Raw genomic sequence first — 19,101 nt, 5'->3', positions numbered from 1 at the left:
TTATCCGCTCCGACAAATCAGCGGTTTTTTTGTACCTAAAATTTAGGTAGAAATGATCATATTTGTTATGATCGGGGCGAGAGAGCTGAATAAAATACCCTTTTGGGAAATAAGCTCCGCCAACTTGCTTTGGTAGTTGACCCCTGATCACCTATAAAATGATCAATCTACTAAACTAAAAAGCAAGGTACAAATTATGTCAAATCTAACCATTTTCAATTTTGAAAACACTCCTGTTCAAACGATCGTTGAGAACAACGAAATCTTTTTCCGTGCTGCTCAATTAGCTGAACTTTTAGAATATAAAAATCCACACGACGCATTAAAAAAACATGTTGATCCTGACGACCTAGCAAAACGCGAGATCGTCAATACAGTAAATAAACGTGCACAAGTCTTATTTGTGAATGAAAGCGGAATGTATTCATTAATTCTTAGTTCTAAATTGGAAAGTGCGAAAAGAGTAAAACGGTGGGTAACTTCCGAAATTCTTCCACAAATCCGCAAAACAGGAAAATATCAACTTAAGCCGAAACAATTAGCCTTGCCCGAACCCGAAAAGAAATTCACTTTTGAATTTACCGAATATGAACTTGAACAGCTTGTCTGGTTATGGTGCGGACATAAACAAATGAACGTCCTATTAGGTGATATGATAGAACCCCTCGATGCCATTGGTTCACGCTATACCGGCATAGTCATTAGTCATCACCACGAATATCAGCGGCAATACAAAGCCACGCTCCCAACCATTCAACGCTTGATTGCCCCGTTTAAGCAATCGGACCGTCTGAATTGGACACGGGCAATCAACCTGATTAAACAATAAAACCCAATCAAAACCGACCGCACTTTTCCCCGTGAAAATCGTGTGGCGGTTTCTTGCACCTTAGATTCAGCAAAAGGAAGAAAAAATGTTCAAGAAAGGTTTAAAAATTGTGCTTGCCGTGTTTGTGATTATCAGCGCATATCAACTGGATCTCACCCACGACTACGATGGGAAAATTTCTCACATTCAACAATAAGGAATAACTATGTACCAATTCAAAGCCAGATGTTCAGGTCTTGCTGACTTAATGCCACAGAAGAGAGGCGGAGAGGGACTTTCCGACACCGCCAAAAGTGCGGTCAGAAAAATTGCTAAATTCGATCTGTTTGGTTATCAAGATTTTGAAGGCAACAAATACACCGAAAAAGGGAATCTTCTGGAAGAACAAGCCATTAAATTAAGTGGCAGAAAACGAGGCTTACCCCTCAAGAAAAACACTGAACGCCGAGAGAATGAATGGATCACGGGAGAGTGTGATATTTACGTTCCCTCTCGCAAGCTCATTATTGATACAAAATGCTCGTGGGATATTGGCTCACACCCATTTTTTACTGATGAAGCAGCAGACAAAGCGAAAAAAGCCGGTTATGACATTCAAATGCAGGGCTATATGTGGCTATGGGATTGTGAAGAAGCACAAATTGATTTTGTCCTCTTCCCTACTCCTTACGAAATGCTCAGTAGTTATGATAGCCCCCAACGCTACATTGATTTAGTTGAACAAATCCCGCAAGACAAACGGATCACTACCGTGACCGTCAAACGTGATAACGCCATCATCGACAAAATCAAAGAACGTGTTAGTGCTGCCCAAGAATATTATCAACAGCTCATTCAGGAAATGAGCTAATCCCATTCTGAACCACACCGCCCACTTAACCGTGGGCTTTTTTATAGGACAAACAAAATGCAAAAGAAATACGAACTGTTGAAAGATGACACCAAAGAATATTTGGGCAGAACGCTATATCGCATTAAAGCCCTAATCTCTTTTGGTGCAGTAGTTGCCGGCGAACTTGGCGGCTATACCGAAGCAGAGAAAAATTTAGATCAATCTGGCAACGCTTGGGTATGTGGCAACGCTCGGGTATTTGGCAACGCTTGGGTATATGGCAACGCTTGGGTTAGTTCTTGCGCCATTGTTTCCGAGCGAAAAATGATTTTCTGGGCGAGTAATGTCGGTACCGAGAACGGTACACTCACAGTGTTTAATGGCAAGGATGACTTAATCGTTACAAGAGGTTGTTTTACCGGCACAGTCGATGAGTTTTTAGCAAAATCGGCGAAAGTACATGACGAGAAAACCAAACGCGAGTATCAACTATTGATCGAAGTGGCGAAGAGCAGAATTTTAGGACAAGGATAAGGATAAGGATAAGGATAAGAAAAATGAACATAAATGAAACGCTACAAGAGCGCGCTGAAACACACGGAAATTTTCACGAAGGTGCGGTGATTTTTAATGACATCTTAAAGCACGTTGAAAAATCAACAAAGCTGGATAGCACACACAAATACGCAATCACGATGATAGCGACAAAGTTGGCGAGAATATTAAACGGTAATCCGCACGAAGTCGATCACTGGCGTGATATTGCAGGTTATGCAACGCTAGGCGGACGATTAGATATACCGGAAGAATCGTTATCACCGCAACCGCTCAATGCGTTTGTTGAGTTGCCGGTTGTTGATACAAACCGCAATTAACCGAACCGCTCTTATGCACAGTTTCATTTTATAAAAGCCCTGTTATTACAGGGCTAAATTTTAAGCAACAGTCAAGTCTTTAACTTCTGTTTGTTCATTTACAGTTTTAATAACGCCAATGGCGTGTTGGCAACTTTGCTTTGTTGTATAGCCTTCACCACTTGTCGCTATAGATTGGTGATTACCTGCTTTCAATCTCCAGCGAAATTCACCTTTCGCATCTTTATAAATTTCAAAATACATAGGAGCTCCTTATGCACCAAATGAAAGAATATACCTTTACTTATCATTTTGAGGGTCAAACTTGGGTTATCAATATCTTTGCCGATACGCCAAAGCAAGCCAAAGAAAAAATAAAGGCAGTTTCCCAAGCAACCTACGAAGGCGAAATTACGCAATCAATTCACATTCCAGTAAAAGATACCTCGTGGTTAGCAAAGGCGATCAAAAGAATAGCACAGCGATTTTCATCTTCAACAAAATCATTTTAATTTTGAGGCATATCTCACATTTTAATAAGTGGTTTTGCTTTTGAAAAATTTGACACTGCCCCCAATTCAGACTAAACTAAACCCACTTTCAACAGAATGTCAGCAAGTCGCATTAAGTGGCTCTTTTCATAGAAACCCTATTTCACAAGGGATTTTCGCACAACCAAAGGTATTTATTATGACTAAAACAAAATTGCTTGTTCCTAGAAAAACTCGCAATGTTTCAGCCAAGCAGTACTTGAATGAAGCGAAAAAAGCGAGTGTAAATAACAATGTCCAATCTGTTACTTTTGTACCACCTACAATCGGTTCAAGTGGTTACGGTTCATTCCAGATCACTTACAAAACACCACAACTTTGCCCGTTGAGATAGTATGAATCCAAAGCCACAAACAGACGTTCAACTTCTCGCCACAATGCGAGATTTAGTCAAAGTACAACAAGCTAATCAAGCCGTGAAAGAAAAAGAATTAGCAGTTGAACAAGAGCGTATAAAATCCAATGAAAAGATTGCACTGGCAAGCATTGACGCACAAAAAGGCGACAGGAACGAATAAATAAAAGCAGTTTCCAAAATGCACACACAACGCAATATTATTATCGGTATTGTTATTGTTGCGGTTGTTGCCGTTATTTTTGTATCAATGTTTACAGATAATACTGCTTTTGCTCTAGAGGTGCTTAAAATTGGTGGTGCATTATTAGCTGGTTATATCGCAGGTTTCGGACGTGGTAAAATAACCACACTGGAACAACAAAGACGAAACGAAGATGAATAAATTTTCAAAAACCCCGTTGCAATCCACGGGGTTTTGTTTTACTATCCGCCTAAGGTCTGAAAACCTTAATGTAATAGGCGGATAGTTCACTAATCGCCACAAGGCGATTTTTTTATATCCGTAATCCTGACTATGGTCGGGAGGGCGACTAATACAATACCTTCGGGGAATACGTCCAGCCCTTTCCTATTACGGGGTTTTTCAGCCTCCCGACCGCCATTGTTGAAAACTGAAGAATTTGATAAAGCCTGTTTACAACACAGGCTTTTTTGTTATATCATTCCGCTAACGGTGCTGAACACACCTTGACTAACAGCGGAATATCACCGCAGAAATGCGGTTTTTTTGTATCCTGATTTTATGATCGGGTGGCGTTCCGTACATACAAGACCGTAAGGAAAAACGGAAGGCTGTCTGTTAGCAGTGTTCAAGCACCCGATCGCCCTATCTGAACAATGGGGCAAAATAAAATCTAACAGAGGATACATTCCAAATGACAACTCAAATTCAATTTCAATCTTTCAATTTTAATGCAAATGCGGTTCGTGTCATTACAGATCCAACAGGTGAATTTTGGTTCTGCGGATCTGATGTTTGCTATATTTTAGGTTATAAAAATGCCCCTGATGCCTTAACTAAACATTGTAAACAAGGGGGTATAGCAAAACGCTATACCCCTACCCAAAGCGGTGAGCAAGAGATGATCTTCATCAACGAACCCAATTTATACCGCCTGATCATCAAAAGCAGAAAACCCGAAGCAGAACCCTTTGAAGCTTGGGTATTTGAAGAAGTGCTACCCCAAATCCGCAAAACAGGAAAATATCAGTTAGAGCCAAAACAGCTCGCCTTGCCCGAACCCGAAAAGAAATTCACTTTTGAATTTACCGAATATGAACTTGAACAGCTTGTCTGGTTATGGTGCGGACATAAACAAATGAACGTCCTATTAGGTGATATGATAGAACCCCTCGATGCCATTGGTTCACGCTATACCGGCATAGTCATTAGTCATCACCACGAATATCAGCGGCAATACAAAGCCACGCTCCCAACCATTCAACGCTTGATTGCCCCGTTTAAGCAATCGGACCGTCTGAATTGGACACGGGCAATCAACCTGATTAAACAATAAAACCCAACCAAAACCGACCGCACTTTTCCCCGTGAAAATCGTGTGGCGGTTTCTTGCACCTTAGATTCAGCAAAAGGAACAGAAAATGAGCATTAGAAAGGTAAAAATTACACTGATAGCGTTGGTATTTATCAGCTTGGCGTGGCACTTAGAACTTGGTAATGATTATGACGGAAAAATGGCACCTATACATAGAATTGAACAGGCTTTTTAGGAAAACAAATAATGAAATTAACAAACAAAGAGGACTTAAAAAATGAGTGAAAACAATAACGGCTGGATCAGTGTTGAGGATAGATTGCCGGATAATTTTCAACAAGTTTTATGCTGCAATCATTTATGTATTTTTGTTGCAGAAAGAGTTAATGATAAGTGGTTCACCTTTCCAAGTAACTCTTATGCAAACGTAACATACTGGCAACCTTTGCCGGAACAGCCCAAATAATTAACACGATACGTCGTGCTTGAATGCCAATATAGACATATTTGGACGGTGGTCCAAGAAACTCATAGAACTGTAACGGAAGAGCAAGCGACCGAGATCGTCAACTATTATCTTAAGTACAAAGACAAGACACCTGAACAGCTAAAAGTTGTTGAGGTGCCGGATATTTTGAAGTAGTGGAGAAAATATGGAGCAGACATTAACAGTCAAGCAAGCGGCAAAACTACTGAATTTAAGCTACTCTACTGTTTTTGCCCGTAAAAAAGAATGGGGATTTTTTCAAATGAAATCTTCAAAGATTTGGCTTGTAGAAAAATCAGTTCTTGAACAAAGTAAGAAAAAGAAGAATAATTTATGCCGAGATATACAGGTCGGCGATTCGGAGAAAAGAAAATGTCGATCAGAAAATCAAAAAACGGGATATGGCAAATCGATATTGCCACACCGAGCGGAGAAAGAATTAGATGCTCTGCTAAAACAACTGAAAAAAGGCTCGCGCAAGAATATCACGACAAGTTAAAACACGAACTTTGGCAAGTTGAAAAACTCAACAAAAAGCCGGAAAGAACAATCGAAGAGGCGTTAATTCGTTTCCTCGAGATTTCACAAGGGCAAAAGGATTTCACCACTAAAATCCGCCATGTGGAATATTGGCGTGAGGCATTATCAGGACGGCTACTTAGCTCTTTAACAACCGATGATATTCTAAACGCCCTCCCCACTCACAAAACAGGCACAAAAGAGCCAATTTCTCCTTCCACCCAAAATCGTTACCGCTCCTCTATTATGCGTGTACTATCCCTTGCACAAAAAGCAGGTTGGATTGATAGCATACCGCACATTCCACGCAACAGAGAACCTAAAATAAGAGTACGATGGATAAGCCAAACAAAAGCGCAAAGCTTAATCAATGCATTACAACTGGAATGGATGAAAGATGTCTGCGCATTTGCTCTCGCCACCGGCGCAAGAGCGAGTGAGATCCTCACATTAACATGGGATAAAATTGACATAGAAAGACAAGTAGCCATTGTAACAAGCGATATTGCCAAATCAGGCAAAGCAAGATCTTTGTTATTAGGCGGCGAAGCAATGGCTATTTTGAAAAGGCGAACATTTGAGCGTATTTCACCTTATGTCTTTCACCGTGGAAAAGGAAAACGAATCAGCGAAATTGATGCCTACGATTTCAAACGCGCACTCAAACGGTGCAAAATTGAGAATTTCCGTTTCCATGATTTGCGTCACACCTGGGCGAGCTGGCATGTTCAAAATGGCACCCCATTGATGGTGCTAAAAGATTTGGGGGGTTGGGAAACCTTGGAAATGGTAAAACGTTATGCACATCTCAACGCTGACCATTTGTTGAGATACGCAAACCACGTCAAATTTACGTCAAACTCTGCGATCGACACTTCAAAAATCACCGCAGAAAATGACGAAATAAACGAAAAAAGCACAAATAAAAAAGCCGTAAACCATTGATTTATCAATAACTTACGACTTTTTTAAATTTGGTGCCTAGGGTCGGACTCGAACCGACACGGTTATTCACCGGCGGATTTTGAATCCGCTGCGTCTACCAATTTCGCCACCCAGGCTTGGGTACGAGGGAGATTATACGCATATAAAATCCGCTCGCAAGTAAAAACTCAATTTTTTAATTTATTTGATTTAAAATTAAGCAAACTTCTTTTAGCGTTATTACTATATGTTTAGGATAAAAAATATCGCCAAACAAATGCGCTTCCCAGAATACATAATGCCACTAAAATTTGAACCAACCTTTTCTTCGTTAATTTTTCTGCTGCCATCTTCTGAAAATCCCTATTTAGTGTTAAAATCTTTGAGCTAGATCAATTTTACACTATTATTAAAAAAAATCTGAGGGTTAAATGAGAAATTTCGTTTCAGAAACTAAGGCTGGATGCCGTGCTCAATCAATAAGTGGAGCTATTCATTGCCAGGACTGCAGTATTAGCCAACTTTGTATTCCTTTCACATTAAATGAACACGAACTTAATCAATTAGACAATATCATTGAACGAAAAAAGCCCATTCAAAAATCGCAAATATTATTTAAAGCTGGTGATAAGCTGAATTCCATTTATGCAATCCGTTCCGGAACGATTAAAAGTTATACAGTTAGTGAAACAGGTGAAGAACAAATCACCTCTTTTCATTTGCCTGGCGATGTAGTGGGCTTTGATGCGATCACAAATATGAAGCATCCTAGTTTTGCACAAGCCTTAGAAACCTCTATGGTATGTGAGATACCTTTTGATATTTTAGACGAACTTTCAGGAAAAATGCCTAAACTTCGTCATCAGATAATCCGTTTAATGAGTAGTGAAATCAAAAGAGACCAAGAAATGATTTTATTACTTTCTAAAATGAATGCGGAAGAACGCCTTGCCGCATTTATCCATAACCTTTCTAAGCGCTACTCTGCCCGTGGTTTTTCGGCAAAAGAATTTCGTTTAACGATGACTCGTGGTGATATTGGTAACTATCTTGGTTTAACTGTTGAAACAATCAGCCGTCTCTTAGGTCGATTCCAAAAATTAGATGTACTTTCTGTACAAGGAAAATACATTATTATAAATAATATCAATGAATTAATTGAGCTTTCCGGGATAAATAAAACAAAAATCACAATGGCTGAATAAAAGTTGGGCGTGATTTTCACGTTACTTAATTTATTTGCACCAGATCAGTTTTTTAGGGTTCTTTTCTTGTCATATTACAAATTCTTTTTTATGCTATGAGAAGTAATCCAAGGAGGTAGTAATGAAATTTAAAAATATCTTAGTTGTTCTTAATCCGGATAATGAAAAACAATATGCCCTTGCTCGTGCTGTTCGTCTTGTAAAAGAACAAGAAAGTATTGAAAAAATCAAGATTACAACATTATTAACCGTTTATGATTTATCCTATGAAATGACTGCCTTGTTATCTTCTGAAGAACGTGAAGAAATGCACAAGACAGCCATAGAGCAACATCGTCAAGCCGTTCAATTTTATCTGGATAAATATGCTGATCCGCAAATTGAATTTAACTCTCACATTGTTTGGAATAGCAATGAAGCAGAAGGTATTCGTGAAGAAGTTGAAAAAAACCAATATGATTTGGTTGTTAAATATACTAAAGATGAGGAAAGTTTAACCTCTCTTATCTTTACTCCGGTGGATTGGCAACTATTACGCAAATGTCCCGTTCCCGTTCTTATGGTTCGTGATGGTAATTGGAAACATCAGCGCCGAATTCTTATTGCTGTAAACGTATCCGGTGAGCAGGACTATCAAGATGAATTTAATCAAGAACTGGTATCAACCGGGATTTCTCTCGCTGAAAGACTAAACCGTGGTAACGTTCATCTTGTTGCCGCCTATCCTATCACGCCAATTAATATGGCAATTGATTTACCTGAATTTAATACTCAGGGCTATGAAAATGGCGTTCGTGGACAGCATTTAATTAATATGAAAGCATTGCGCCAAAAATTCGGTATTGATGAAGATCATACTCATGTAAATGAGGGTTTTCCTGAGGACGTCATCCCAGAAGTGGCACAAAAAATTGAAGCTGAACTTGTAATTCTCGGAACAGTCGGTCGCACCGGTTTGTCCGCCGCATTACTTGGTAATACTGCAGAGCATGTTATCAGCAAATTAAATTGCAATTTACTTGCTATCAAACCCTCCAAATAAAAAGAAGCTTAATTACAAAAAAGTGTGGCTATAAAAATAATTTTTTAAATGACCGCACTTTTTGTGATCTTTGTCACAAATTTAAAAAAAACAACTCGATCATCCTTTACTTTTCTTCTATATTCCCCTACCCAGTTTTAGAGAATGATTTTCATTTAAAGGAGAGAATAATGAAAAAAAATCTGATCTTAGGATTAGCCCTTTTTGTCGGTAGTGTACAAGCTCACGAAGTTTGGGTATCCGCACCTCAGCAGTTAAAAGCAGAGGATATTTTAAAAGCTGAACTTGCTTATGGGGACTACCCTTACGTTGAAAAAATCCCCGAAGCCCGTTTACATATTTTTGCCCCAATGGAAATTATTAACCAAGATGGTGAGCATCAAACCTTGATACAAAAAGGTGAAAATTATCAATATCAATCTGAAAAACCTTTAAAAACCGGTTCTTATTGGGTTACCGCAACCTACAAACCGACTTTTTGGTCACAAAACGCTGAAGGTTGGAGAATGGATAATATTCAAGGGACACCAAATGCAACTTACTGTGAACAAACCCAGATGTTTGGTAAAAGTCTTGTTACTGTAGGAAATCAACCTTTAAATGCAGAAATGGCATTAACCCGAGTAGGATTACCTCTTGAAATTGTCCCGTTGAAAGATCCAAGCAAAGTAAAATCGGGCGAGGCTTTCCCTGTTCAAATTTTCTATAATGATATGCCATTAGCAGGAGAAACAGTGATTGCAACGGCAGATACGGTCATAGTCAAAGATTTAGAGGCGGCAACAAGCCATCGTGAACCTCAAGGCTTTTCTGGAAAAACCGATAATCAAGGGCGAATAAATATCCTCCCGTTAATTGACGGTATTTGGAAAATTAAAGTCGTTCATAAAACGCCATTTGCCGATCAAAATATTTGCCAACAATCGGCAAATTATTCAACCTTAATTCTTCCTGTAGGAAAAGGTTTGGATAAGCTCCCTACAAAACCGGAACATCATCATTAAAAACAAAAAGTGCGGTTAAAATTAACCGCACTTTTTCTTTTCTATTTTTTCCGTTCAAGCCATTTTCCATCAACAAAATCAACAATCCATTTTGTTGCTTTACCCTCTTTTTCAGAAGTTACATATTGCTTTTTCTCTTTACGGCTAAAACGAATAATGGCTTCATTACCCTCAGGATCTTTTTGTGGTGCATCTGCAAGATAAGCCAATTTTTCCGGTAAACGCTCACGATATAATGCCAATTCAGCTACTTTTGCCGGACGTGTTTCACGTGATTTAGGGAAATTATGGGCAGACATAAATACCCCACTTGCGCCATCACGTAGTACAAAATAAGCATCAGATTTTTCACATTTCAATTCAGGGAAATGTACCGGCTCTTCTTTTGGTGGGGCAACCTCTCCATTTTTCAAAATTTTGCGAGTGTTATCACATTTTGTACAAGCCATATATTTACCGAAACGACCTAATTTCAAGTGCATATCCGCACCACATTTGTCACACTCAACAACAGGCCCTTCATACCCTTTTATTTTAAAAGAGCCTTCTTCAATCAAATAGCCGTCGCAATTCGGATTATTACCACAAATATGAATTTTTCTTGCTGCGTCGATAATATAGCTGTCCATCGCAGTATCACATTTCGGGCAACGTTTGCGTTCCATTAAGGCTTTTGTTTCAGAAGATTCATCTAATACATTCAACAATTCGGCCTCTGGAATTAAGTTAATCGTTGTTTTGCAGCGTTCCTTAAGCGGTAAAGCATAACCTGTACAACCCAAAAATACACCGGTACTTGCCGTACGAATTGCCATATTTCTGCCACATGTCGGGCATTTAATCTCTGTTTCAACCAAGCTATTTGGGCGCATACCGCCTTCTAATTCATCTAACTCCGCTTTTGATAATTGATTAGAGAAATCTTTAAAAAATTGATTTAATTCTGTTTTCCAATTCGTAGAACCGGAGGCGATTTGATCAAGCACATTTTCCATATTTGCCGTAAAATCATAGTTCATTAAATCACCAAAAGATTCATTTAAGCGATCCGTAACTATTTCCCCCATTTTCTCAGCATAAAAACGACGATTTTCCGTTCTCACATAGCCACGCTCTTGAATAGTCGAAATAATTGTAGCATAGGTAGAAGGGCGACCTATCCCACGTTTTTCCAACTCTTTTACCAACGCAGCTTCGGTAAAACGCGCCGGAGGTTTAGTAAAATGTTGGCTTGGTTGTACTTCTTTTAGAGTTAATTTCTCTGAAACAGCAACTGAAGGCAATTCTTGATCTTCAGGATTTTTCCCCAGTTGTGGCAGTACTTTTGTCCAACCATCAAAACGTAAAATTCTTCCCTTGGCTTTCAAAGTATAGTCACCTGCAGTAACGGTAAGCGTACTACTATCATATTGTGCAGGCGGCATTTGACAGGCTAAAAATTGACGCCAAATTAAATCGTAAAGACGAACCGCATCTTTTTCCATTCCTTCCAAATGTTCCGGCAAAATGGCTATGTCGGAAGGGCGAATTGCCTCATGGGCTTCCTGTGCATTTTCTTTGCTCGAATAGAAATTAGGTTTTGTCGGCAAATATTGTAAACCAAAGTGTTTTTCAATGTGGTTACGTGCCATATTGAGTGCATCTTGGCTCAAATTTGTAGAGTCCGTACGCATATAGGTAATATAGCCTGCCTCATAAAGACGCTGTGCTAACATCATGGTTTTCTTCACACCAAAACTCAAGCGAGTGCTTGCAGTTTGCTGTAAAGTAGAGGTAATAAAAGGTGCGCGCGGACGTGAACTGGTTGGTTTGGTTTCTAGATTTGTGACAACGTAATCAGAAACGTTCAGAAAATCAACCGCACTTTGAGCATCCTTCTGATTCTTGGGATCAAATTTCTTTCCTTTATAATCGGTAACATCCAACCTAATATTTTCTTTACCTAAAGTTTGGGTGAGAACGCCTACTTCCCAATATTCTTCCGGTTGAAATGCCTTAATTTCACGCTCACGTTCCACTAATAATTTGACTGCAACAGATTGCACACGTCCTGCGGATAAACCTCGTGCAACCTTTTTCCAGAGTAGCGGCGATACCATAAAACCCACCACACGGTCTAAGAAACGGCGTGTTTGTTGAGCGTTCACCCGATCCATATTCAATTGTTCAGGTTTTTCAAAGGCTTGTTTAATCGCATTTTTAGTGATTTCATTAAATACTACACGGCTAAAACGGTCATCATCACCGCCAATCACTTCTCGTAAATGCCATGCAATAGCCTCTCCTTCTCTATCCAAATCGGTGGCAAGATAGACATGATCTGTTTTCTTTGCCAGCGATTTTAATTCCGCTACTACTTTTTCTTTTCCCGGAAGGATTTGATAATTGGCTTTCCAATCGTGATAAGGATCAATCCCCATGCGTTTAACTAAAGCGCTACGTTCTTTTTCTGCTTTAATTTTCGCTTTTTCTTCCGCACTCATTCCTTTGGTCGAAATTGGCTTAGCTTTCTCGCCCGTACTTGTTCCCACTGTCGGTAAATCCCGAATGTGTCCCACACTAGATTTCACCACATATTGGCTGCCTAAATATTTATTAATAGTTTTTGCTTTTGCCGGTGACTCAACAATCACCAAAGATTTACTCATTTGATTACCTAATTGACTGGAATTTTGTAAAATTGGCGGTATAGTGCAAAGTTACGTAATCAAAATCAAGTATTTTTTGAAAAAAGGAACATAAATGGACAAACTCAATGCGATTTCCATTTTTTGTAAGGTGGTTGAAACCCAGAGTTTTACTCAAGCAGCATTACAACAAAATATTTCTGTCGCGATGGCGAGTAAATTGGTTTCTCAACTGGAAGAACATCTAAAAACCCGTTTGTTACAACGTACCACAAGAAAAATTATGCCAACTGAAGCCGGTATGATGTATTACCAACGTTGCCAAGGTATTTTACTTGATTTAGATGAAGCTGATGCCAGTATCAGCAATATGACAACAAGTCTGCAAGGCAATCTTCTTATTTCGGTACCGCGTGATTTTGGCTTATTATTTATCTCCCCTAACTTACCTATGTTTATTGCGGCACATCCTAATTTACATATTGAAGTAGAATTTAATGATAAAAAAATCGATCTCCTTGCTGAGGGCTACGACCTTGCTTTACGCATTGGCTACATGCAAGATAGTTCTTTAGTTGCTCGTAAAATCAGTACATCCAGTATTCACTTTGCCGCCTCTCCCCGTTATCTTGAGCGATATGGTATTCCCCAAACACCTGATGACCTCGAACACCATGAAGGGTTACTCTATAAAAGCACATTAAATCAAGTAAATTGGCAAGGCGTACGACCAAATCAAATACAACGCTTTAAAATCAAATCAAAAGTTGTGAGCAATAATGGCTTAGCGCTATTAGATATGGCGAAATCAGGGCTTGGGATTGTCAATTTACCCCGCTTTATTTTAGGCGATGCTTTTAAAACCGGAGAGTTAGTGGAAATTTTACCGGAGTACAAACAACAAGAATTGGAAATTCATATTGTCTATCCAAACCGCCGGCATTTGCCGGCAAAAGTACGGGCTTTTATTGAGTTTTTGGCTAGTTTAGGGTTGTGTTCTGAAATTTAATTTTTGGCAAATCAACTTAAGTGCGGTCAAACTTTTGAATATTTTCATCGAAAAAATGACATCAAAATTGACCGCACTTTTTATGCTTTTCTTCCTTCCATAATAAAAAGGATAATTACACATCCAGCAAAATCAAAATTGCCGCTTCGCCACCCCATTCTCTCGGAGCCTGATGTAATGCCCTCACGTTGGGATGTTGAACAAGCCAGCGGGGAATTTGTTTTTTTAAGGTGAAAGTGCCGTAGCCCGTCATAACACTGGCACAATATACTCTCTCACTTTCGCAGGCAAGCAATAAAGCCGCTAATTCCATTTTCGCCTGTTCACGGGTTAAACCGTGTAAATCTAAAAATAATTCAGGAGAAAAATCTCCTCGGCGTAATTGTTTAAGTAAATGGGAATTCTCACCTTCCCGAAGGTATTTTACGACCCCATCGTTTTCATTCAGTAACGGTTCATATTCATCAGAAAAATAGAATAATGTATCTTCTTTTTCACGAATATCACGTAAATGGGATTTTTTTTGACCGCTCTTTTGGCGCGGTGCTACAAACGTATCTTGTTTGATAGGTTTAATACCTTTCGTTTCTGCACGAAACAACTCAAATTCGTCTTGCATTTTTCTTCACTCAATTTAAATTTTGCTTATCATATCATAGTTATCAACGGCCTTATGTGGTATAACTAGGCAAATTTTTTCACAAGGAAAATATGATGGACATTACCTATAATCAAGAGTTGGTCGCAACAATTTTAGAAGATAACGTTGCCCATGAACTTCATACCATTCAAGATTTTCTCCGTTGGACATATAGCACATTTAACCGTTCTGATATTTACTATGGACAAGGTTATGATAATGCTTGGGATGAAAGCCTTCAACTTGTGCTTGCCGGTTTACAATTGCCTATTGATCTACCGACCGAATTATTCCACAGCCGTTTAACCCCCTCAGAAAAAGAAAGCCTCGTCCAACTGGTTTTAACCCGTATAGAACAACGTGTACCGGTTGCCTACCTAACAAACAGTGCGTGGTTTTGTGGTCATGAATTTTATGTGGATGAACGCACAATTATTCCTCGTTCGCCAATTAGCGCACTCATTCAGGATCGCTTTGAAGGGCTAATGAAACAAACGCCACAACATATTCTTGATCTTTGTACCGGCAGCGGTTGTATTGCGATTGCCTGCGCCTATGCTTTCCCCGAGGCGGAAGTGGATGCGGTGGATTTATCCTTTGATGCTTTAAACATAGCGGAAATCAATATTGCCCGTCACCAATTGGAGCACCGTGTATTCCCTATTCAATCAAATTTATTTGAGAATATTCTTGGGCAAAAATACGATCTTATTGTGACGAACCCACCTTATGTAGATGAAGACGATCTTGCCGATATGCCGGAGGAGTTTCATTTTGAACCTGAGCTTGCATTGGGTTCGGGTAAAGACGGCTTGGAGCTCACCAAACTAATTTTAAAACAAGCACCTGATTATTTAACGGAAAACGGTATATTAGCTTGCGAGGTGGGAAATAGTATGGTAAGTCTGATTGAGCAATACCCTGATGTGCCATTTAACTGGGTTGAGCTTAAAAATGGTGGTGTGGGAGTATTTGCTATCACTCGTGAAGAATTGGTGAAACATCAAGATTTATTTTAATTGAAAGAGCGGTCAATATTCTCCTGAATTTCAACCGCTCTTATTATTTCCATAATGTAACTACTTAACTTCCAGTTCCACGTTATCAAACAATTTTTTCACAGCATTGTTATCACGTAATCGTTCTGCTTTTTCTACGATTGAACGTGTGAGATGAGGTGAAAAATATTCAATAAAATCATACATATAATTACGTAAGAAAGTGCTGTGTTTAAAGGCGATTTGAGTCATACCGGAAGGGAATAAATGACTTGCATCAATCGCAACAAGATCATTATCAAGCTCGGTATGCGCCATACTTGCCATAATCCCTACGCCCAGTCCCAAACGCACGTAAGTTTTTATCACATCCGCATCAGTAGCGGTAAATACGATGTTCGGAAGAATACCGGCAGCGTTAAAGGCGTAATCTAAATCGGATACGCCTGTAAAACCAAAGGTATAAGTCACTAGCGGATACTGCCCCAATTCTTCAATCGTCAAATTTTTGACTTGTGCCAACGGGTGATCTTTTTTCACAATCGCAGAACGATTCCACAAATAACAAGGTAATTGAATGAGATCATCAAAAAGATATGGAGCCTCTGTTGTGATCGCCAAATCAACTTCCCCCGATACTAAAGCATCATGAATTTGAGTTGGTGAACCTTGATGAATATGTAAACTTACATCGGGATATTGTTTAGAAAAGCGTTCAATCACTGAAGGTAACATATAACGTGCTTGGGTATTTGTAGTCGCAATGCGCAGCACTCCGTGATTCGGGCGTGTATATTCACATGCAACGGATTTAATACTTTCCGCTTTCACTAACAATTCGCGCGCAATAGCAATGATTTTTTTCCCTGCCGGTGTAACGGATTTAATATGTTTGCCATTACGTTCAAAAATTTCTAAGCCTAATTCGTCTTCCAACAAACGCACTTGTTTACTGATACCCGGTTGTGACGTATAAAGCGCATTTGCCGCTTCCGTAACATTCAAATTTTGATTCACTATTTCCACAATATAACGAAGTTGTTGCATTTTCATCGCAGACACCTATTTTTTATAGCGTTTTCCTAATTCAGCGTAACGTTTCACCGCTTTACGGATTTGTCCGGATTTAGGCCGGCGACGAGGTCTTGTTACATCAAGTTTACTTTCCGTTTCCGGCGCTAATCCCACTAATTCGCGCAGATAGTTCACCTTCTCAAGATCCATTTCTTCCCATCCGCCCCGCGGTAAGCCTTTCATTAATTTGATATTTCCATAACGAATACGAATCAAGCGACTGACTTGAATACCTTGAGACTCCCATAAACGGCGCACTTCACGATTGCGTCCTTCCATCAATGTGACTTCATACCACTGATTCATTCCCACGCCACCGATAAATTTAATTTCTTTGAAATTTGCCGGACCATCTTCAAGCTGAACACCTTTGCGTAAACGGGCTAACATAACATCATCCACTTGTCCGAATACACGGACGGAATACTCACGTTCTACCTCTCGGCTAGGATGCATAAGCCGATTTGCCAGTTCACCGTCAGTGGTAAATAACAATAGACCGGAAGTGTTAATATCTAAACGCCCCACAGCAATCCAACGCGCGCCATTCAAGCGTGGCAAACGATCGAATACCGTTGCACGTCCTTCCGGATCGCTACGGGTACAAAGTTCACCTTCCGGTTTGTAATACATCAATACACGACACATTTCTTTTTGCGCCTGTTGAAGATTAATAATACGACCGTCAATACGTACTTTCACACCGGAATGGACATCAATTCGATCACCAAGTGTCGCTATTTTTCCATCCACACTCACCCGATTTTCAGCAATCATTGCCTCAATTTCACGACGAGATCCTTGCCCTGCACGCGCGAGAACTTTCTGTAATTTTTCCCCCTCAATTTTCGTGTTAGATGATGAGGATGTTTGGCGTTTCGTTAGGGCTTTATGCTCAGAATGTACTGTACTTTGCTTCTTTTTATGCTCAAAGTGCGGTCGGTTTTCACTCTGTTTTTTGATATTTTTGTTGGATTGATTGATTTTCATCTTATTTCCTTTGTCGCTTTCACAAGCGTCTTGTATAAATTTAAATTAAATAAATGGTTCGCTAGAACCGCTTCCTTCACGTAAAATAACCGGTGTATCTTCTGTTAAATCCACCACCGTTGTCGGCGCTTGCCCTAAATACCCTCCATGAATAATTAACTCCACTTGATGTTCCAGACGTTCCCGAATTTCTTCCGGATCGGATTGTGTTATATGCTCTTCCCCCGGTAACATAAGTGAGCAGGAAAGAATCGGCTCACCTAATGCCGCTAATAAATCTAAGGCGATCTGATTATCCGGCACCCGTAAACCAATGGTTTTACGTTTTGATGTCATCAAACGACGCGGCAGTTCTTTAGTTGCCGTCAGGATAAAAGTATAACGTCCCGGCGTATTATTTTTAATTAAACGATAAGCAACATTACTCACGGTTGCATAATTAGAAAGCTCGGATAAATCACGACACACCAAGGTGAAATTATGCCCTTCCGGCAATTTGCGAATCGCAATAATACGATCCATCGCATGTTTATCTCCAAGCATACAACCTAATGCATAACCGGAATCTGTAGGGTACACAATCACGCCGCCTTTACGCAAAATATCTACCGCTTGGTTGATTAAACGTGCTTGTGGATTGTCAGGATGAATATAAAAAAATTGGCTCATAATTTTTTCCTTAAAATAAGCTTGAGATTATACACCTTTTAATCATGACGTTATAACAACTTGTTATAAAAAAACCGCACTTTGAATACATTGGCAAAGTGCGGTCATTTCTTAAATGTGTTTTTATTTTAATAATGTTCTTAATGCCGAACCAATCTCCGCTAAACTTCTTACTGTTTTAACCCCTGCTGCTTCAAGGGCGGCGATTTTATCCTCAGCAGTGCCTTTACCACCACTAATAATTGCCCCGGCATGCCCCATTCGTTTGCCTTTCGGAGCGGTAACGCCGGCAATATAGCCAACCATCGGTTTGGTGACATGGGCTTTAATATAAGCCTCTGCTTCTTCCTCTGCGGAACCACCGATCTCACCAATCATTACAATGGCTTCGGTTTCGGGATCATCTTGGAAACGTTTTAAAATATCAATGAAACTTGAGCCCGGAATCGGATCGCCACCTATTCCCACACAAGTGGATTGCCCAAAGCCTTCATCAGTGGTTTGTTTTACTGCTTCATAAGTTAATGTTCCGGAACGGGAAACAATACCGACTTTGCCTTTTTTATGAATATGCCCCGGCATAATACCGATTTTGCATTCATCCGGCGTAATAATGCCCGGACAATTAGGCCCTATCATAATCACACCGGTTTCATTTAATTTTTGTTTCACCGTAAGCATATCCAAAGTTGGGATACCTTCTGTGATACAAATAATTAATTGAATGCCAGCATCAATGGCTTCTAGGATGGCATCTTTACAAAATGCCGCCGGCACATAAATCATTGTCGCTGTCGCACCGGTAGTCTCCACCGCCTCTCTTACCGTGTTAAAAACCGGTAATCCCAAATGCGTACTTCCTCCTTTATTAGGGGATACACCGCCTACCATTTTTGTGCCATAAGCCAATGCTTGCTCGGAATGGAACGTACCCTGTGTACCGGTGAAACCTTGGCAAATAACTTTAGTATCTTTATTAATTAAGATCGACAT

The 19,101-nt window shown here is 39.7% G+C and carries 24 protein-coding genes and 1 tRNA gene; 17 read left to right on the top strand and 8 right to left on the bottom strand.

The features are described from left to right. Positions 1-196: 196 nt before the first annotated feature. The 4 genes from FEE42_RS01530 to FEE42_RS01515 all read left to right on the top strand — a co-directional run bounded on the left by FEE42_RS01530 (position 197) and on the right by FEE42_RS01515 (position 2,536). Positions 197-829, top strand: a complete 633-nt coding sequence (locus tag FEE42_RS01530) for a P22AR C-terminal domain-containing protein (protein ID WP_164027543.1) — start codon at positions 197-199, stop codon at positions 827-829. A gap of 205 nt (positions 830-1,034) precedes the next feature. After that, complete coding sequence (locus FEE42_RS01525; RefSeq protein WP_167514393.1) at positions 1,035-1,679, top strand: translocation protein TolB precursor; 645 nt, start codon at positions 1,035-1,037, stop codon at positions 1,677-1,679. A gap of 57 nt (positions 1,680-1,736) precedes the next feature. After that, positions 1,737-2,195, top strand: coding sequence for a hypothetical protein (locus FEE42_RS01520; RefSeq protein WP_164027542.1), 459 nt, complete (start codon positions 1,737-1,739; stop codon positions 2,193-2,195). A 23-nt stretch (positions 2,196-2,218) separates the two neighbouring features. Then, positions 2,219-2,536 carry a DUF6378 domain-containing protein gene (locus tag FEE42_RS01515; RefSeq protein ID WP_059366180.1) on the top strand — a complete coding sequence of 106 codons (318 nt, stop codon included), beginning with the start codon at positions 2,219-2,221 and terminating at the stop codon, positions 2,534-2,536. 60 nt (positions 2,537-2,596) lie between these two features. Here the strand turns inward: FEE42_RS01515 and FEE42_RS01510 are convergent, their stop codons facing one another. Next, positions 2,597-2,779 (bottom strand): YegP family protein, encoded by a 183-nt coding sequence (locus FEE42_RS01510; protein ID WP_018356020.1) that lies wholly within the window; start codon positions 2,777-2,779, stop codon positions 2,597-2,599. 11 nt (positions 2,780-2,790) lie between these two features. Here FEE42_RS01510 and FEE42_RS01505 point away from each other — a divergent pair, with 11 nt between their 5' ends. The 8 genes from FEE42_RS01505 (at position 2,791) to FEE42_RS01475 (ending at position 6,871) form a co-directional block, all read left to right on the top strand. Next, positions 2,791-3,027 (top strand): hypothetical protein, encoded by a 237-nt coding sequence (locus tag FEE42_RS01505; RefSeq protein ID WP_059366179.1) that lies wholly within the window; start codon positions 2,791-2,793, stop codon positions 3,025-3,027. 178 nt (positions 3,028-3,205) lie between these two features. Then, positions 3,206-3,400, top strand: coding sequence for a hypothetical protein (locus FEE42_RS01500; RefSeq protein WP_164027541.1), 195 nt, complete (start codon positions 3,206-3,208; stop codon positions 3,398-3,400). Between the two features lies 1 nt (position 3,401). Continuing rightward, positions 3,402-3,584: a hypothetical protein gene (locus FEE42_RS01495; RefSeq protein WP_164027540.1), complete on the top strand. Its 183-nt coding sequence runs from the start codon at positions 3,402-3,404 to the stop codon at positions 3,582-3,584. Positions 3,585-3,602: 18 nt separating this feature from the next. Further along, a complete protein-coding gene (locus tag FEE42_RS01490; RefSeq protein WP_164027539.1) occupies positions 3,603-3,806 on the top strand; it encodes a hypothetical protein in 204 nt (67 codons plus the stop codon). 493 nt (positions 3,807-4,299) lie between these two features. Further along, positions 4,300-4,941 carry a BRO family protein gene (locus tag FEE42_RS01485; RefSeq protein ID WP_164027538.1) on the top strand — a complete coding sequence of 214 codons (642 nt, stop codon included), beginning with the start codon at positions 4,300-4,302 and terminating at the stop codon, positions 4,939-4,941. An 85-nt stretch (positions 4,942-5,026) separates the two neighbouring features. After that, a complete protein-coding gene (locus tag FEE42_RS12925) occupies positions 5,027-5,155 on the top strand; it encodes a hypothetical protein (RefSeq protein ID WP_255204519.1) in 129 nt (42 codons plus the stop codon). Between the two features lie 42 nt (positions 5,156-5,197). Further along, positions 5,198-5,386 carry a DUF551 domain-containing protein gene (locus FEE42_RS01480; protein WP_059366176.1) on the top strand — a complete coding sequence of 63 codons (189 nt, stop codon included), beginning with the start codon at positions 5,198-5,200 and terminating at the stop codon, positions 5,384-5,386. A 393-nt stretch (positions 5,387-5,779) separates the two neighbouring features. Next, positions 5,780-6,871 (top strand): tyrosine-type recombinase/integrase, encoded by a 1,092-nt coding sequence (locus tag FEE42_RS01475; protein WP_059366175.1) that lies wholly within the window; start codon positions 5,780-5,782, stop codon positions 6,869-6,871. A 30-nt stretch (positions 6,872-6,901) separates the two neighbouring features. On the opposite strand, the gene FEE42_RS01470 is transcribed toward FEE42_RS01475, so the two are convergent. Further along, positions 6,902-6,987, bottom strand: a tRNA-Leu gene (locus FEE42_RS01470). A 294-nt stretch (positions 6,988-7,281) separates the two neighbouring features. On the opposite strand from FEE42_RS01470, the gene FEE42_RS01465 reads away from it, so the two are divergent. The 3 genes from FEE42_RS01465 (at position 7,282) to FEE42_RS01455 (ending at position 10,101) form a co-directional block, all read left to right on the top strand. Continuing rightward, on the top strand, positions 7,282-8,055 hold the full coding sequence (locus FEE42_RS01465) for an FNR family transcription factor (RefSeq protein ID WP_059366174.1): 774 nt from the start codon (positions 7,282-7,284) through the stop codon (positions 8,053-8,055). Positions 8,056-8,176: 121 nt separating this feature from the next. Then, positions 8,177-9,097: a universal stress protein UspE gene (gene uspE, locus FEE42_RS01460; protein ID WP_164027537.1), complete on the top strand. Its 921-nt coding sequence runs from the start codon at positions 8,177-8,179 to the stop codon at positions 9,095-9,097. A gap of 170 nt (positions 9,098-9,267) precedes the next feature. Continuing rightward, positions 9,268-10,101, top strand: a complete 834-nt coding sequence (locus FEE42_RS01455; RefSeq protein WP_059366172.1) for a DUF4198 domain-containing protein — start codon at positions 9,268-9,270, stop codon at positions 10,099-10,101. 41 nt (positions 10,102-10,142) lie between these two features. On the opposite strand, the gene topA is transcribed toward FEE42_RS01455, so the two are convergent. After that, on the bottom strand, positions 10,143-12,749 hold the full coding sequence (topA, locus tag FEE42_RS01450; protein ID WP_164027536.1) for a type I DNA topoisomerase: 2,607 nt from the start codon (positions 12,747-12,749) through the stop codon (positions 10,143-10,145). Positions 12,750-12,843: 94 nt separating this feature from the next. Here topA and FEE42_RS01445 point away from each other — a divergent pair, with 94 nt between their 5' ends. After that, positions 12,844-13,737: a LysR family transcriptional regulator gene (locus FEE42_RS01445; protein WP_077587208.1), complete on the top strand. Its 894-nt coding sequence runs from the start codon at positions 12,844-12,846 to the stop codon at positions 13,735-13,737. Positions 13,738-13,852: 115 nt separating this feature from the next. Here FEE42_RS01445 and smrB read toward each other — a convergent pair whose 3' ends face one another. Further along, positions 13,853-14,356: an endonuclease SmrB gene (gene smrB / locus FEE42_RS01440; RefSeq protein WP_135968516.1), complete on the bottom strand. Its 504-nt coding sequence runs from the start codon at positions 14,354-14,356 to the stop codon at positions 13,853-13,855. A gap of 95 nt (positions 14,357-14,451) precedes the next feature. On the opposite strand from smrB, the gene prmB reads away from it, so the two are divergent. Further along, positions 14,452-15,396: a 50S ribosomal protein L3 N(5)-glutamine methyltransferase gene (prmB, locus tag FEE42_RS01435; protein WP_135968717.1), complete on the top strand. Its 945-nt coding sequence runs from the start codon at positions 14,452-14,454 to the stop codon at positions 15,394-15,396. Positions 15,397-15,456: 60 nt separating this feature from the next. Here prmB and cysB read toward each other — a convergent pair whose 3' ends face one another. The 4 genes from cysB to sucD all read right to left on the bottom strand — a co-directional run bounded on the left by cysB (position 15,457) and on the right by sucD (position 19,101). Next, positions 15,457-16,428: an HTH-type transcriptional regulator CysB gene (cysB, locus tag FEE42_RS01430; protein WP_164027535.1), complete on the bottom strand. Its 972-nt coding sequence runs from the start codon at positions 16,426-16,428 to the stop codon at positions 15,457-15,459. 9 nt (positions 16,429-16,437) lie between these two features. Continuing rightward, positions 16,438-17,412: a 23S rRNA pseudouridine(2605) synthase RluB gene (gene rluB / locus FEE42_RS01425; protein ID WP_377092364.1), complete on the bottom strand. Its 975-nt coding sequence runs from the start codon at positions 17,410-17,412 to the stop codon at positions 16,438-16,440. Positions 17,413-17,484: 72 nt separating this feature from the next. Beyond that, entirely contained in the window at positions 17,485-18,108 is a 624-nt protein-coding gene (locus tag FEE42_RS01420; RefSeq protein ID WP_059366164.1) for an L-threonylcarbamoyladenylate synthase, read from the bottom strand. A 123-nt stretch (positions 18,109-18,231) separates the two neighbouring features. After that, positions 18,232-19,101 carry a succinate--CoA ligase subunit alpha gene (gene sucD / locus FEE42_RS01415; RefSeq protein WP_164027534.1) on the bottom strand — a complete coding sequence of 290 codons (870 nt, stop codon included), beginning with the start codon at positions 19,099-19,101 and terminating at the stop codon, positions 18,232-18,234.

The organism is Rodentibacter caecimuris (genome assembly GCF_010587025.1).
Lineage (GTDB): Bacteria > Pseudomonadota > Gammaproteobacteria > Enterobacterales > Pasteurellaceae > Rodentibacter > Rodentibacter caecimuris.
This window is presented reverse-complemented; position numbering and strand designations above follow the sequence as displayed.